Source organism: Paramagnetospirillum sp. (genome assembly GCF_058402745.1).
The window spans coordinates 148,553-162,676 of sequence record NZ_JBZVFI010000007.1 but is presented as its reverse complement, the minus strand read 5'-3'; the positions used below and the strand labels follow the sequence as shown (position 1 = coordinate 162,676).

Sequence of the window (14,124 nt, the reverse complement as noted above, 5' to 3'; positions counted from 1 at the left end):
CTGGAATGCCTCATGAAACAATAGTCCCTGCGGATGGGCGTGGATGCCCGGAACAAGTCCGGGCACGACGCACCTGGAATGTCCTCTTGGTGTCCTTGGTGTCTTGGTGGTGAAAAAACCCGCCCGCCAGCACCCAGGCAATTAAACCGGACGGCAGTGGGCTCGACCCGGCAATCCAGTCCCCCGGATCAAGTCCGGGGGTGACGGTGGAAGGAATGCGATTCAGCTTCGATCGGACAAGCCCTGATCCTTATTCCGCCGTGAACACCGGCTTGCGCTTGGCACGGAAGGCGGCCAGTCCCTCGGCGTAATCCTTGGTCTCCAGGAAGCGGTAGCACTCGTCCAGTTCCGCCTCGGACACCGGCCTGGGATCGTCCAGGCGGGTGATGAAGGCCTTGTGCCAGCGGTTGGCCAGCGGCGCGCCGCTGGCGATGCGCTTGGCGGTGGCGGCCAGTTCGGCCTCCAGGGCGTCGTCCTCGAGGACCCGGTTGACCAGCCGCTTGGCCAGGGCCTCGTCGGCATCCATGATGCGGCCTTCCAGCAGGATTTCCAGCGCCGCCGACGCACCGGCCACCCGACGGATCTGCGCCAGCTCGGGATAGGCCATCACCACCGAGATCTTGTTGATGGGCACCCCGAACTTGCCCGACCTGGCCGAAAGGCGGATGTCGCAGCAGCAGGCCAGTTCCAGCCCGCCGCCGACGCACGGCCCCCAGATGGCGGCGACCACCGGCTGGGGACAGGCGCGCACCGCGTCCAGCGCCTTGCGCATCACCAGATCGTAGGCCTTGGCCTGGGCCGGGGTGGCCCGGTCGGTATCGAACTCGTCGATGTCGGCGCCCGGCGCGAAGGCCTTGGTGCCGGCGCCCCTCAGAATCACCACGTGAATGGACTTGTCGGCGGAAATGCTCTCGAACGCCTCCGCCAGCCCGCGCCACATGGGCAGGTTCAGGGCGTTCATGCGGTCGGGGCGGTTCAGCGTCACGGTGGCGACGGCGCCGTCGCGGACAAGCTGGATCACGTCGGACATCTCGGTTCCCTATTCTGTCTTCTTGCAGGAAGGCGCGATTGTGCCTATAGACCCCGGTATCGGCAAGGCAAGAGGGCTCTCCCATGGCAACCACCCAATCGCGTACCCCCGAGCAGAAGCAGGCGGCGCTGACCGTCGCGCGCATCCTGCTGGAGATCAAGGCCATCAACTTCCGTCCGGAAGAGCCCTACATCCTGACCTCGGGCTGGGCCAGCCCGGTCTATGTGGACTGCCGCAAGGTGATTTCGTTCCCCCGGGCGCGCTCCACCATCTGCAGGCTGATGACCGACGCCATCCTGCGCGAGGTGGGCTACGAATCCACCGAGGCCGTCGCCGGCGGCGAAACGGCGGGCATTCCCTATGCCGCCTGGGTGTCGGACCGCATGGGCCTGCCCATGCTCTACGTGCGCAAGAAGGCCAAGGGCTTCGGCCGCAACGCCCAGATCGAGGGTGATTTCCGGGACGGCGACCGCATCGTGCTGGTCGAGGACCTGGCCTCGGACGGCGCCTCCAAGGTCAATTTCGTCAATGCCCTGCGCGAAGCCGGGGCCAAGGTGGACCATTCCTTCGTGGTGTTCTTCTACGGCGTCTTCCCCGGCGCCATGAAGAGCCTGGAGGAGATCGGCGTCAGCCTGGGCTATCTGTGCAACTGGTGGGACGTGCTGGAAGTGGTCGAGGAAGAGGGCCAGTTCGACAAGAAGGCCATCGAGGCGGTGCGCTCGTTCCTCCACGACCCCGTCCAGTGGTCGTCCCTGCACGGCGGCCGGAGCGCCTGAGGATCAGGCGTTAAATCAGATACCGGCTGTCACCCTGAGGCTATGCCGAAGGGCCTTTCACGCAAGAACCCCAGCCGCTTCAGGCTGAAAGGTCCTTCGCCAAGCTCAGGATGACACGGGATGTTTCAAGCGGGGGGCTTGTCGCCCCCCGTTTCCTTTCCCATGTTGCGAAGCTTGACCACCAGGATGGTGCCGGCCAGGGCCAGGGTGGGCAGGTTGGAGGCCACGATGGGCCAGGCCCCCAGCAGCAGGCCGTAGAGCGTCCACAGACCGACGCCCGCGCAGAAGGTCAGCCACATGGCCAGCGATATGTCCCTGGTCTGGCGTGTGCGCAGGGTCTTGACCACCTGCGGCACGAAGGAGATGGTCGTCAGCATGCCCGCGACGGCGCCGAGCAGGTCGATGGGGGAAAGCCAGTCCATGGAACATACCTGAGAGGAGGGCGAACGTGCTTCCCTATATCACGGTTCTGCTGCTCTGCCAGCTTGCCGGCGAGGTGCTGGTCCGCCTCTCCGGCCTGCCGCTTCCCGGCCCGGTGGTGGGCATGGTGATCCTGTTCCTCGGCCTGGTGGCCAGGGGCCGGGTGCCGGACGGGCTGGAGGGGGTGACGCGCGGCATCTTCGCCAACTTCCCCCTGCTGTTCGTCCCGGCCAGCGTCGGCGTGATGGTGCATTTCAAGGTGATCGCCGCCGAGGCCCTGCCCATCGCCGCCGGCGTGCTGGTCAGCACCGTGCTGACCCTGGTGGTGTCGGGGCGGCTGATGCAGTTCCTGATGCGCCGCAAGGGGGAAGACCATCCATGAGCGATTTCGCCGGCCTGTGGGTCTACCTCGCCACCTCGCCGCTGCTGGGGCTGACCTCCACCCTGGTGGCCTATCAGGCCGCCGTCTGGCTGTACGAAAGGTACGGACGGCCGCCCATCCTCAGCCCAATGGTGGTGTCGGTGGCGATGATCGTCACCTTCCTGATGGCCACCGGCACAGAGTACCGCACCTATTTCGACGGCGCCCAATTCGTCCATTTCCTGCTGGGACCGGCCACCGTCGCCCTGGCGGTGCCGCTCTACCGCCAGCTGCCCATCCTGCGCCGCGTGTGGGGGGTGGTGCTGATCGTGGTGGTGACCGGCGCCCTGATCGCCGGCGGCGGCGCGGTGCTGATCGCCTGGAGCCTGGGCGGCTCGGAGAAGGTGCTGCTGTCGCTGTCGTCCAAGTCGGTGACCACCCCCATCGCCATGGGCATCGCCGAACGCATCGGCGGCATCCCCTCGCTGACCGCGGTGATGGTGCTGCTGACCGGCATTTTCGGCGCCATCGCCGGGTCGTGGATTCTCGACCTGGCGCGGGTCAGGGATCAGGCGGCGCGGGGGCTGGCCATGGGCATCGCGGCGCACGGCATCGGCACCGCCCGGGCCCTGCAGATGAGCGAGAAGGCCGGCGCCTTCGGCGGGCTGGCCATCGGTCTGGTCGGACTGTTCACCGCCGTGATGGTGCCCCTGATCCTGGGACTATTGCGCTAGCGCCTTGCGGATGCCGGTCAGGTTCCAGCCCCTGGCCGCCGCCTCCAGGGGCTCGCTGTTGGCCAGATTGTCGCCCTCGATCTGCAGCAGGACGCGCGGCCCCAGCACCATCAGCACCTCGCCGTTATGGCCCTGCGGGTTCCAGTACAGGGTGGCCTCCTCGGCCCCCACCTTGACCTTGCGGGCATTGCCCTGGGGAGAGGCGGCCAGTTGGGCCGCCGCCGCCGCCACCGCCGGACTGTCGATGATCAGCGAGACGTTGAGCGTGCTGTCGTCGCGCCCATAGGCCCGGGTCACCTCCAGCCCGCCGCCGCTCCCGCCCAGGGAATGGATCTCGGCCGTCTCGGCCTGCCAGCCGGCGGGGGGCTGCGGCAGGAATTCCGCCAGCTGCTTGCCCAGCCGGCCCTGCAGCTCGGCCACCGCCGCCTCCAGTTCCATGGCGGCGCGGGCCAGGTCGCCTTTGGCATGGGCGGCGCGGGCGGCGTCGAGGCGGGCGGGCACGGAATCGGCGGCCGAAGCGGGAAAGGCCCACAGGGCGGCAAGGCCGAGGATGAGCGCGGCACGGCGCATGATGGTTCATTTCTCCCGCATATTTGCTCCCCGAGATTTACAATGGCCTGAAGCGGGCGGCAAGGATGCGCGACCACATTCCTTCTGGTATTCCTTGTCATCCTGAGGCCCTGCCGAAGGATCTTTCAAGCCGTGACGGGTCCGCCGGGGGCTGAAGGATGCTTCGCCGGCGCTCAGCATGGCAGTGGGACTCGCATCTTGAACGCCGTATTCCTGGTCCTGGTCGTGGTTTCGTTCGTGGTGGCCGCCTTCGCCGAACTGTCGGGCAAGGCGGGCGCCATGGAGACGCTGTCGGCCGGCCTGATGGAGGCGGTGGCGGGCGCATTGCCCCTGGCGCTGGGGCTGGTGGGAATCATGGCCCTGTTCCTCGGCCTGATGAAGGTGGCCGAAGCCGGCGGCATGCTGAACGCCGTGGCCCGCCTGCTGGAGCCGCCGCTGCGCCGCCTGTTCCCCGAGATTCCCGCCGGCCATCCGGCCATGGGCGCCATGGTGATGAATCTGGCCGCCAACCTGCTGGGACTGGGCAACGCCGCCACGCCCTTCGGCATCCGCGCCATGGAGCACCTGGAAAGCCTCAACCGCGACAAGGGCACCGCCAGCAACGCCCAGGTGCTGTTCCTGGGCATCAACACGGCGGGCATCACCTTGCTGCCCACCAACGTCATCGCGCTTAGGGCCGCCACCGGCTCGGCCGAGCCGGCCGCCATCGTCGCCCCCACCCTGATCGCCACCATCGCCGCCACCATCGTGGCGGTGCTGGCGGCGCGGGGGCTGCAGGGCCTGTGGCAGCCCCGCCCCGCCGAGCCGCCCATGGCCGAAGCGGCCGACGCCGGCCGGCTGTGGCCCAGCACCCTCGCCCTGGCGGCATTGCTGGCCCTGTCGGCGGCGCTGCTGGTCTGGGGCAAGGCGCTGGGGCCGTGGATCATGCCGTCCCTGGTGGTCGGTCTGCTGCTGTTCGGCGCCGCCCGGCGGGTGCGGCTCTATGAATGCTTCATCGAGGGCGCCCGCGAGGGCTTCGAGGTGGCGGTGCGCATCATCCCCTATCTGGTGGCTATCCTGGCGGCCATCGGCATGGTGCGGGCCTCGGGCGCCATGGACCTGCTGATCCGTCCGCTGGGCCGCCTGACCGAGGCGATCGGCCTGCCGGCCGAGGCGCTGATGATGGCCGTCATGCGCACCCTGTCGGGCTCGGGCTCCTACGGCATGCTGGCGGCCAGCCTCAAGGACCCGGCCATCGGCCCCGATTCCTATCTCGGCGCCCTGCTGTCCACCCTTTACGGCTCGACCGAAACCACCTTTTATGTGCTCGCCGTCTATTTCGGCGCGGTGCAGGTGCGGCGCATCCGCCATGCCTTGGCCGTCGGCCTGCTGGCCGATCTGGCCGCCCTGGCCGCCGCACTCATCGTCTGCCGTCTGCTGTTTGGAGGACTATAATGGATCTCGCGTCCGAGCTCACCGCGCTGGCCTCGGTCATCGCCATCGACGTCACCCTGGCCGGGGACAACGCCGTGGTGATCGGCATCGCCGCCGCCGGGCTGGCGCCGGAACAGCGGCGCAAGGCCATCCTGTGGGGCATCGCGGCGGCCGCCGGCCTGCGCATCCTGTTCTCCATCTTCGCGGTGCAGCTGATGGGCATCATCGGCCTGCTGTTCGCCGGCGGCCTCTTGCTGCTGTGGGTGTCGTGGAAGCTGTGGCGCGAGCTTCGGGCCGGCGGCCACGACGACATGCCCGACGACGACGCGGCCTCCCCCGCCGAGCCCAAGAAGTTCAGCGAGGCGGTCAAGCAGATCATCCTGGCCGATGTCTCCATGTCGCTGGACAACGTGCTGGCGGTGGCCGGCGCGGCCCGCGACCACATGTGGATCATGGTGCTGGGCCTCGCCCTGTCGGTGGCGCTGACCGGCGCGGCGTCCGAGGTGGTGGCCCGCGTTCTCAAGCGCTGGCACTGGATCGCCTATGTGGGCCTGGGAATCATCGTCATCGTGGCGCTGCGCATGATCTGGGATGGGGCGCAGCCGTTGCTGGTCCTGGCCGGCAACGTCCAGGGGTAGGGTCCGTCCGATCGAAGCTGAATCGCATTCCTTCCGCCGTCACCCCCCGGACTTGATCCGGGGGGGGGGCTGGATTGCCGGGTCAAGCCCGGCCATGACGGTCAATGATGATGCTCCAGGAAGCGATCAGGCGCCCAGCCACCTGGCCCGCAGGCCGTCGCGCTCCAGGGCCAGCCACTGGATGGCCAGCACCGCCATGGCGTTGTTGATGCGCCCGTCGCGGCACATGGCAAGAGCCTCGGCGGGATCGACGAGGAACACCCGGATGTCCTCGCCCTCGTGGGCCAGGCCGTGGGTGCCGGCGATGGAAGACGAATCCACCCGGGCGCAATAGAGTTTGCAGCTTTCCGAGGATCCGCCGGCGGTGACCAGATAATCGCCGATATGGATCATGTCGGTGGGGTCCGACCCCGCCTCCTCGCGGGTTTCGCGCCGGGCGACGTCGTCGGGGTGCTCGCCGTCCTCGATGATGCCGGCCACGCATTCGATCAGCCAGGGATGCCAGCCGGCGGCGTAGGCGCCGGGGCGGAACTGCTCGATCAGGGCGATCCGGTCGCTCTCGGGGTCGTAGAGCAGCACCACCACGGCGTGGCCGCGCTCGAACACCTCGCGCATCATCACGTCGGTCCAGCCGCCGGCGAAGGTACGGTGGCGCAGGCGGTAGCGGTCCACCTGGAAATAGCCCTTGTAGACCGTCTCCTTGGAGATGACCTCGACGTCCCTGTCCCGGTCCATGACCATCAGACCCCCAGCAGCGATCCGATCACCCCGATCATGATGCTGATCAGGCCGAGAATCAGATTGACGGTGACGATGTGGCGGATGCGGACCATGTAGCCGGCCGCCGCGGCGTGGTCGGCGCTGGCGAAGGCCCGCTTGAAGCCCTGCCAGGGGCCGAAGAACAGCTGAAAATAAAGGGCGATCATCACCAGCCCGATCAGCTGCATGATGTCCACATGGCCGGGGCCGCCGGTGAAGCCGGCCTTGAAGCCCAGCAGCAGGGTGGAATACCCGGTGGCCAGCAGCACGAAGATACTGATCCACACCCAGAGGAAGAAGCGCGGGAACACCCCGCGCCACACGGCCAGACGCTCGGCCGCCGGACGCTCCACCAGCACCGGACGCAGGATCAGGTGGGCGAAGAACATACCGCCCACCCACACCACCGCCGCCAGGGTGTGCAGCGCCATGGCGATGGCGTAGGCGTTGTCGAGGATCACGTCCATGGCCTTCAGTCCAGTCCCAGGATGCCGGCGATCTCCACCGCCAGCGCCTTGATCTCCTTGGAGGCGGTGTGGCGGGGATTGCTCTCCACCACGCCCTTGCCCTCCATCATGGAGGCGGCGAAGGCCACCCGGTTGCCCAGCACCGCCTGGGCGACGGGAACCTCCGCGTCCTTGATCTTCTTGCGGACGGCATCCACCAGCTTGCCCCGCGGCGGCGTGCGGTTGAACACCATCAGGGCGGGCGACTTCTCCTTGCGCGCCATATCCAATGTGGGGCCGGTGGCCCACAAATCCATGGGCGAGGGCTGCATGGGCACCAGAATCAGGTCGGCGGCGCGCACGGCGATGCGCACCTCGGTCTCGGCATGGGGCGGTGAATCGATCAGCACGAGATCGACCGAGCGCTTCAGCCGGTCCAGCTCGGTGGACAGCCGCCAGCCCGAGGCCTGAACGAAGGTGATGCCGCCGCCTTCCTCCTCGACCAGGGCCTTGCGGATGTCGTACCAGGCGGCCAGCGAACCCTGGGGATCGATGTCCAAGAGCCCGACCCGCAATCCGCCGCGCGCGAAGGTGACGGCCAGTTGCGCGGCGATGGTGGTCTTTCCGGCGCCGCCCTTTTGCTGGGCGATGGTTACGGCCTTGGCCGCCATGATGTCCCCCTGGTCGTGACGTGACGCGAGAAGGCTATCCCTTTGGCCTCATTTTGCAAGGGGCGTTGAGCCGTCGCAGCGGATTCCCAGGGTGAACACCGTTTCCTCGCCCACCTCGCAGATGTCGTCGGGCCGAAAGCCCGGCAGGGCCCACCGGGTGAAGGCCGGCAGGTTGTTGGGCTGGTTGCCCCGGAACACGGTGCAGGGATAGGCCGCCACCACCTCGGCGACCACCATGGGCTTGTTCCACTGCATGAAGCCGCTGCTCCACCACGAATGCTCGTTGATGAACCAGGTGTAGTGGTCCTTGGGCATGAACTCGGCGAGCCTGGGGGAATAGCGGCCCTGGGAGTTCATGTCGCCACGCTGGAGCGCATAGGGCAGCGTCGAGGCGGAATCGTAGTCGATCTTGGCGCAGGCCTTGAATTTCCCCATGTCGAAGGCCTGGGCGTCGCGGGTCCAACGGGCCAGTTCGGCATATTGCTTCCAGGAGGCCTGGGCGCTGATGGCCACCAGGACGAGGCCCAGGACGCTCCACACCTGAAGGTGGGGCCGGGGCGGGAACACCTTGGCCGACAGCACGAAGACGATGGCGAGGCTGGGGCCGGTCAGCAGCAGCGCCGGCACCAGGTAATGGGCGGCCGGCTGCTTGGCCACCGCCAGGATGGTGAGCACCCCGGCGGCCACCATGCCGGCCAGCAATCCGGCCAGCCGGTCCGCCGCGACGAGTCCCCGGCGGCGCAGGCGCACATAGCCGGCCAGGGCGAACAGCGACAGGGCCACCCCGATGGTGAACAGGATCTTGGAGCCGAACAGGCCGATCACCGCCTTGCCGTAGCGCCCGGACTGGACCACGCCCGCATCGCCCGAGCCATAGGCTCCGCTATGGGTCAGAACCTTCGTCCACCAGCCCAGGAAGATGTCGAGCGAAGGAAGAGCGGGCGAGAAGAAGATCAGGAAGCCCGCCAACGTGGTCAGCGGCAGCACCAGGAACAGCCGGCGGCGGTCCAGGATGAACAGCGGGATCAATCCCAGGGCCGCGAACTGGATCTTGCAGGCGATGCCGAAGCCCAGCGCCAGTCCCAGCCACCCCACATGACGGTCGGTCAGGGTCTCGGCCCTCACCACCCGAAGCGCGGCGACCAGCACCAGAGCCACGGCGATGATCAGGAAGCCCTCGGGCTTGGGGTGCAGGCCGAACTTGGGGATGATCATGGACATGAACGGCGCGCCCTGGGCCAGCAGCGCCGGCGCCAGACGGCCGGTGGCCGACAGGAAGGCCCGGCCCAGCGCCACCAGCGACAGGCCGATCAGCGGATACATCACCCAGGTCACCACCCTCAGATGCCGCTCGGGGTCGCGCAGGACGGCATCGACGATGGCGCCGGTGGGCTCGCCCACATGCATCAGCCGGAAGACCATGGCGATGAACACGTGCACCGGCGTGCCGGGATGGCCCATGTCGGTGGGAGCCAGTCCCTCCACCAGCAGCAGGCCGTTGGTCAGGTAGTAGTAATCGGGGTCCAGGTTGAAGACCTGCCAGAACGGCTGCGACGCCGCCCCCATGGCGAACAGCAGGGCGGTGAACAGGGCCGGCAGGACCCCGAGGGCGAGATTGCGCTTCACGGTTTCACCTGCAGGACGGCATAGAAGTTGGCGCTCCAGATTTCCGGCGGATTGAGCAGGGCCCAGGACAGCACCCGGCAGACCAGGGCGTCGGTGAGCCGGCGCCGGGCCGAGCCCTGGCGTTGACCGTAGAGCAGCGGCGGGCCGAAGCCGGCGGCATCGGCCAGCTGGCGCATGGAAATGGGGGCGAAGGCGGTGCGGTGGGTCAGGTCGCCGTACTGATAGGCCAATCCCCAGGGCGAGCCGGCATTGGGAACCTTGACCACCACCCGGCCGTTCTCGGCCAGGCGTCCGCGCAAGGATTGCAGCAGGCGCAGCGCGTCCCCCGCCTCGAAATGCTCGAGCACGTCCAGCAGCACGATGCGGTCGAAGCGGCCCAGGGAATCGTCGGCCAGAACCTCCCACACGTCGCGGCACAGGAAATCGCGCCGCGCCGCCTCGGGTATCACCTTGGCCAGGGCGGGGTCGTGGTCGATGCCCAGCACCCGGCCCACCCCCTTGCCCCGCAGATAGGCGAGAAAGGCGCCGGTGCCGCAGCCGATTTCCAGGAAGGACTGGCTGGGCGCGCATTGCGCCGGCCCCCAGATCTCGGCATCGAACCGCGCCGCCTGCTTCGGCCCGACCGCCGGCGTGACGTAGCCCTTGTGGCTGGCGTAGCTGGCGTAAAATCCCGGCGCATGCTGGTTCAAACCGGCCTCCCCCCGTGTCTGGGTTGGGTGTAGCGGATAAGCGCGGCCTTGGGCAAGCCGGGGATTTGCCCCTATACTGCCCTCCCCACCTTGCGCGAGGATTCCATGGCGGCAAAGCCGGCACGCTCCACCCCCCCCGCCCCCCTTTCCCTCACGGTCAACGGCACGCCCCGCACCGCCGCGCCGGCCGATGGCGAGATGCCGCTGATCTACTGGCTGCGGGACGATCTGGGCCTGACCGGCACCCACATGGGCTGCGGCAAGGGCGAATGCGGCGCCTGCACCGTGCTGATCGACGGCGAGCCGGCCCGCGCCTGCCAGACCACTCTCGCCATGGCCGCCGGGCGCGCCGTCACCACGGTCGAGGGGCTGGGAACGCCGCAATCCCCCCATCCGGTGCAGGCGGCCTTCATCGCCGAGCAGGCCGCCCAGTGCGGCTGGTGCACCGCCGGCATGGTGGTGGAAAGCGCCGCCCTGCTGGCCCGCGACGCCCAGCCCGAGCCCGAGCGGATCAAGGCCGCCCTGGACGGCCATCTGTGCCGCTGCGGCAGCCACCACCGGGTGCTGCGCGCCGTGCTGCGCGCCGGCGGGAGGGAGCCGTCATGAGCCCCGATCTTTCGCGCCGCGCCTTCCTGGGCGGTACCGCCGCCCTGACGGTGGCGTTCTGTCTGCCCCGCCCCACCCTGGCGGAGGGCAAGAGCGTGGACCCGGCCGAGGTGGACGGTTTCCTCGCCATCGGCGCCGACGGCCGGGTCACCGTCTTTTGCGGCAAGGTCGATCTCGGCCAGGGCCTGCGCATCGCCATCCGCCAGATGGCGGCCGAGGAACTGGGACTCGACACCGGCGCCATCACCCTGGTGGAGGGCGACACGATGCTCACCCCCGACCAGGGGCCGACCGCCGGCTCCACCGGCGTGGCCAAGGGCGGCGTGCAGATCCGTCAGGCCGCCGCCACGGCGCGCCAGGCGCTGATCCGCCTCGCCGCCGCCCGCCTGGAGCTTCCGCCCGAGGATCTGGACCTCAAGGACGGCATGGTGGCGCCCAGGGATGGCGGCCGCTCCATCGGCATGGGCGATCTGGTGGGGGAACGGGGCTTCGAGATGGCGCTGGCCCCCAAGGCGCCGCTGCGCCCGCCCGCCGAGTACCGGGTGGTGGGCAAGCCCCTGCCCCGTCCCGATGTGCCGGCCAAGGTCTGCGGCACCCATGTTTATATCCATGATTTCAAGCTGCCCGGCATGCTGCACGGCCGGGTGATCCGCCCGCCGGGTGTCGGCGCCCGCCTGCTGAAGGTGGATGAAGCCTCGATCAAGGCCGTCAAGGGCGCCCGGGTGGTGCGGATCAGGGACTTCCTGGCGGTGGTGGCCGAGCGGGAATGGGATGCCGTGCGCGCCGCCCGGATGCTGAAGGCCCAATGGTCGGACTCCGCCCCGCTGATGGGACACGGGGCGGTGCGCGGCTGGCTGAAATCCGGTCCCTTCGCCGCCGAGGAGGTGCTGAAGGCCAAGGGCGACGCCCCCGCCCGCCTGACCGACGCGCCCACGGCGGTGGAGTATTACTGGCCGGTGCAGTCCCACGCTTCGCTGGGGCCAAGCTGCGCCGTCGCCCAGGTCAGGGACGGCAAGGCCACCATCTGGACCGCCTCCCAGGCCACCCACCGCTTCCGTCCCGCCTTCGCCGCCATCCTCGGCCTGCCGGCGGACAAGGTGCGGCTGATCTACATGGACGGGTCCGGCTGCTACGGCATGAACGGCCACGACGATGCCGCCGCCGACGCCGCTTTGCTGGCCAAGGCTTTGGGCAGGCCGGTGCGCGTCGCCTGGAGCCGCGACGACGAGCTGGCCTGGGACCCCAAGGGGCCGCCGCAGCTTCTCGCCCTCAGGGGAACCATGTCGGACGCCGGGCTGCTCACCGCCTGGAGCACCGAGATGTGGCTGCCCAAGGCCACCGCGAACCTGCCCAACGTGCCGCTGCTCGGCGCCGAAGCGGCGGGCATCGACCAGCCCGGGGGCCTGATCACCGGCCTGATCAGTCAGAACGGCGATCCGCCCTACGCGGTGGCCGACCTGGAGGTCAAGGTCCACTGGCTGGCCGACGCGCCGCTTCGACCCAGCAACATCCGGGCGCCCGGCAAGATCGCCAACACCTTCGCGGTGGAAGGCTTCTTCGACGAGCTGTGCGCCGGCGTCGGCATGGACCCGCTGGTGGCCCGCCTGATCGGACTGAGGGACCTGAGGGGCGTCACCGTGCTGTCCAAGGCGGCTTCCATGCTGGCCTGGGCGCCTCGGCCCATGCCCAACCCCAAGGCCGACGGCAGCGGGCGCGGCATCGCCTATGTCCATTACAAGCATTCGGAAACCTATGTGGCCATCGCCATGGAGGTCCTGGTGGACCGCGACACCGGCCGCATCGCGGTGAAAAGGGTGGCCTGCGCCCACGATTGCGGGCTGGTGATCAATCCCGACGCCCTGAAGATGCAGATCGAGGGCTGCATCCTGCAGACCCTGTCCCGCACCCTGCTGGAGGAGGTGACCTTCGACGCGTCGCGCGTCACCTCGACCGACCAGTCGACCTACCCCATCCTGACCTTCGGCGGCGTGCCCGACATCGCCATCGAGCTGATCGAGCGGCCCGGCCTGCCGCCCATGGGCGGCGGCGAGGCGGCCGCCACCCCGGTGCCCGCCGCCCTGGCCAACGCGGTGTTCGACGCGGCGGGCGTGCGCCTGAGAACCGTGCCGTTCACGCCCGAGCGGGTACGGAATGCTTTGGCGCGGCCAGCCTAGAATTGTCATGCTGAACGACGTGAAGCATCTTTCAACCACGGGCGGCTGCCGCTCCTGCCTGAAAGATCCTTCGGCTTCGCCTCAGGATGACAGGACGGGCCTTGTAGTCCGCCACCCGACTAGCTACATTATTCGCATGGTAATTAGACGGAAACTACACAAACCATGACGGACATTCGCGACGGATTCCTGGATTCCATCGGCAACACCCCCCTGATCCGCCTGAAGCGCGCCTCGGAGGAGACCGGGTGCGAAATCCTGGGCAAGGCCGAGTTCCTCAATCCCGGCGGCTCGGTCAAGGACCGCGCCGCGCTGGCCATCATCCAGGACGCCGAGCGGAAGGGACTGCTGAAGCCCGGCGGGGTGATCGTCGAGGGCACGGCGGGCAACACCGGCATCGGCCTCGCTTTGGTGGCCAACGCGCTGGGCTACAGGACGGTCATCGTCATGCCCGAGACCCAGAGCCAGGAAAAGAAGGACATGCTGCGGCTGGTGGGCGCCGATCTGCGCCTGGTCCCGGCGGTGCCCTACGCCGATCCCGGCAATTACGTGCGCTATTCCGAGACCCTGGCCAATGAACTGGCCAGGACCGAACCCAACGGCGTGCTGTGGGCCAACCAGTTCGACAACCTCGCCAACCGCATGGGCCACTTCCACACCACCGGCCAGGAGATCTGGCGCCAGACCGACGGCAAGGTGGACGCCTTCACCTGCGCGGTGGGCACCGGCGGCACCCTGGCCGGCACCGGCATGGCGCTGAAGGAGCACAACAGGAACATCAAGGTGGTCCTGGCCGACCCCATGGGCTCGGCGCTCTACAACCACTATGCCCATGGCGAGCTGAAGGCCGAGGGCACCTCCATCACCGAAGGCATCGGCCAGGGCCGCATCACCAGGAATCTCGAGGGCGCGCCCATCGACGACCAGGTGCGGGTCACCGACCACGAGGCGCTGCCGCTGATCTTCGATCTGGTCAAGCGCGAAGGTCTCGTTCTGGGAGGATCGAGCGGAATCAACGTGATGGCCGCCATCAAGGTGGCGCGCATATTAGGACCCGGACACACAGTGGTGACAGTGCTCTGCGATTATGGTACCCGCTATCAAAGCAAGCTGTTCAATCCGGCCTTCCTGAGGGAGCGCGATCTGCCGGTGCCCGACTGGCTGGACTGAACGGCGACCAAACAAGAGCAAACCCGCAAGGGGGGACATAA

16 protein-coding genes are annotated in these 14,124 nt (G+C 68.4%); 8 read left to right on the top strand and 8 right to left on the bottom strand.

Annotated elements, in window-relative coordinates:
- Positions 1 to 250: 250 nt before the first annotated feature.
- Positions 251 to 1,030 (bottom strand): enoyl-CoA hydratase/isomerase family protein, encoded by a 780-nt coding sequence (locus ACV4UZ_RS05620; RefSeq protein ID WP_491599937.1) that lies wholly within the window; start codon positions 1,028 to 1,030, stop codon positions 251 to 253.
- Positions 1,031 to 1,113: 83 nt separating this feature from the next.
- Here ACV4UZ_RS05620 and ACV4UZ_RS05615 point away from each other — a divergent pair, with 83 nt between their 5' ends.
- Positions 1,114 to 1,806, top strand: coding sequence for an orotate phosphoribosyltransferase (locus ACV4UZ_RS05615; protein ID WP_491599936.1), 693 nt, complete (start codon positions 1,114 to 1,116; stop codon positions 1,804 to 1,806).
- A 125-nt stretch (positions 1,807 to 1,931) separates the two neighbouring features.
- Here the strand turns inward: ACV4UZ_RS05615 and ACV4UZ_RS05610 are convergent, their stop codons facing one another.
- On the bottom strand, positions 1,932 to 2,228 hold the full coding sequence (locus ACV4UZ_RS05610) for a SemiSWEET family sugar transporter (protein ID WP_491599935.1): 297 nt from the start codon (positions 2,226 to 2,228) through the stop codon (positions 1,932 to 1,934).
- A gap of 26 nt (positions 2,229 to 2,254) precedes the next feature.
- Between ACV4UZ_RS05610 and ACV4UZ_RS05605 the strand changes: the two genes are divergently transcribed.
- Both ACV4UZ_RS05605 and ACV4UZ_RS05600 read left to right on the top strand, forming a co-directional pair.
- Positions 2,255 to 2,608 carry a CidA/LrgA family protein gene (locus ACV4UZ_RS05605; RefSeq protein WP_491599934.1) on the top strand — a complete coding sequence of 118 codons (354 nt, stop codon included), beginning with the start codon at positions 2,255 to 2,257 and terminating at the stop codon, positions 2,606 to 2,608.
- Positions 2,605 to 3,321 carry an LrgB family protein gene (locus tag ACV4UZ_RS05600; RefSeq protein WP_491599933.1) on the top strand — a complete coding sequence of 239 codons (717 nt, stop codon included), beginning with the start codon at positions 2,605 to 2,607 and terminating at the stop codon, positions 3,319 to 3,321. The genes ACV4UZ_RS05605 and ACV4UZ_RS05600 overlap by 4 nt, the downstream gene beginning before the upstream one ends.
- Here the strand turns inward: ACV4UZ_RS05600 and ACV4UZ_RS05595 are convergent.
- Positions 3,310 to 3,891 carry a hypothetical protein gene (locus ACV4UZ_RS05595; RefSeq protein WP_491599932.1) on the bottom strand — a complete coding sequence of 194 codons (582 nt, stop codon included), beginning with the start codon at positions 3,889 to 3,891 and terminating at the stop codon, positions 3,310 to 3,312. The two genes, ACV4UZ_RS05600 and ACV4UZ_RS05595, sit on opposite strands and share 12 nt — an antisense overlap.
- A gap of 198 nt (positions 3,892 to 4,089) precedes the next feature.
- On the opposite strand from ACV4UZ_RS05595, the gene ACV4UZ_RS05590 reads away from it, so the two are divergent.
- Both ACV4UZ_RS05590 and ACV4UZ_RS05585 read left to right on the top strand, forming a co-directional pair.
- Complete coding sequence (locus tag ACV4UZ_RS05590) at positions 4,090 to 5,325, top strand: nucleoside recognition domain-containing protein (protein WP_491599931.1); 1,236 nt, start codon at positions 4,090 to 4,092, stop codon at positions 5,323 to 5,325.
- Entirely contained in the window at positions 5,325 to 5,942 is a 618-nt protein-coding gene (locus tag ACV4UZ_RS05585) for a YjbE family putative metal transport protein (protein WP_491599930.1), read from the top strand. Before ACV4UZ_RS05590 ends, ACV4UZ_RS05585 begins: the two co-directional genes overlap by 1 nt.
- A gap of 126 nt (positions 5,943 to 6,068) precedes the next feature.
- Here the strand turns inward: ACV4UZ_RS05585 and ACV4UZ_RS05580 are convergent, their stop codons facing one another.
- From ACV4UZ_RS05580 to ACV4UZ_RS05560, 5 genes are read right to left on the bottom strand one after another with little or no spacing between them, the layout of a single operon-like run.
- Positions 6,069 to 6,683 carry an NUDIX domain-containing protein gene (locus tag ACV4UZ_RS05580; RefSeq protein ID WP_491599929.1) on the bottom strand — a complete coding sequence of 205 codons (615 nt, stop codon included), beginning with the start codon at positions 6,681 to 6,683 and terminating at the stop codon, positions 6,069 to 6,071.
- Positions 6,683 to 7,168: a hypothetical protein gene (locus ACV4UZ_RS05575; RefSeq protein ID WP_491599928.1), complete on the bottom strand. Its 486-nt coding sequence runs from the start codon at positions 7,166 to 7,168 to the stop codon at positions 6,683 to 6,685. The genes ACV4UZ_RS05580 and ACV4UZ_RS05575 overlap by 1 nt, the downstream gene beginning before the upstream one ends.
- Positions 7,169 to 7,173: 5 nt before the next feature.
- On the bottom strand, positions 7,174 to 7,818 hold the full coding sequence (gene parA, locus ACV4UZ_RS05570; protein WP_491599927.1) for a ParA family partition ATPase: 645 nt from the start codon (positions 7,816 to 7,818) through the stop codon (positions 7,174 to 7,176).
- 48 nt (positions 7,819 to 7,866) lie between these two features.
- Complete coding sequence (locus ACV4UZ_RS05565) at positions 7,867 to 9,444, bottom strand: hypothetical protein (RefSeq protein WP_491599926.1); 1,578 nt, start codon at positions 9,442 to 9,444, stop codon at positions 7,867 to 7,869.
- Positions 9,441 to 10,133 carry a class I SAM-dependent methyltransferase gene (locus tag ACV4UZ_RS05560; RefSeq protein WP_491599925.1) on the bottom strand — a complete coding sequence of 231 codons (693 nt, stop codon included), beginning with the start codon at positions 10,131 to 10,133 and terminating at the stop codon, positions 9,441 to 9,443. Before ACV4UZ_RS05560 ends, ACV4UZ_RS05565 begins: the two co-directional genes overlap by 4 nt.
- A 105-nt stretch (positions 10,134 to 10,238) precedes the next feature.
- Between ACV4UZ_RS05560 and ACV4UZ_RS05555 the strand changes: the two genes are divergently transcribed.
- The 3 genes from ACV4UZ_RS05555 (at position 10,239) to ACV4UZ_RS05545 (ending at position 14,083) form a co-directional block, all read left to right on the top strand.
- Positions 10,239 to 10,739 carry a (2Fe-2S)-binding protein gene (locus ACV4UZ_RS05555; RefSeq protein WP_491599924.1) on the top strand — a complete coding sequence of 167 codons (501 nt, stop codon included), beginning with the start codon at positions 10,239 to 10,241 and terminating at the stop codon, positions 10,737 to 10,739.
- A complete protein-coding gene (locus ACV4UZ_RS05550) occupies positions 10,736 to 12,913 on the top strand; it encodes a xanthine dehydrogenase family protein molybdopterin-binding subunit (RefSeq protein ID WP_491599923.1) in 2,178 nt (725 codons plus the stop codon). The genes ACV4UZ_RS05555 and ACV4UZ_RS05550 overlap by 4 nt, the downstream gene beginning before the upstream one ends.
- A 165-nt stretch (positions 12,914 to 13,078) precedes the next feature.
- Positions 13,079 to 14,083: a cysteine synthase A gene (locus ACV4UZ_RS05545; protein ID WP_491599922.1), complete on the top strand. Its 1,005-nt coding sequence runs from the start codon at positions 13,079 to 13,081 to the stop codon at positions 14,081 to 14,083.
- The last annotated feature ends 41 nt before the right edge of the window (positions 14,084 to 14,124 follow it).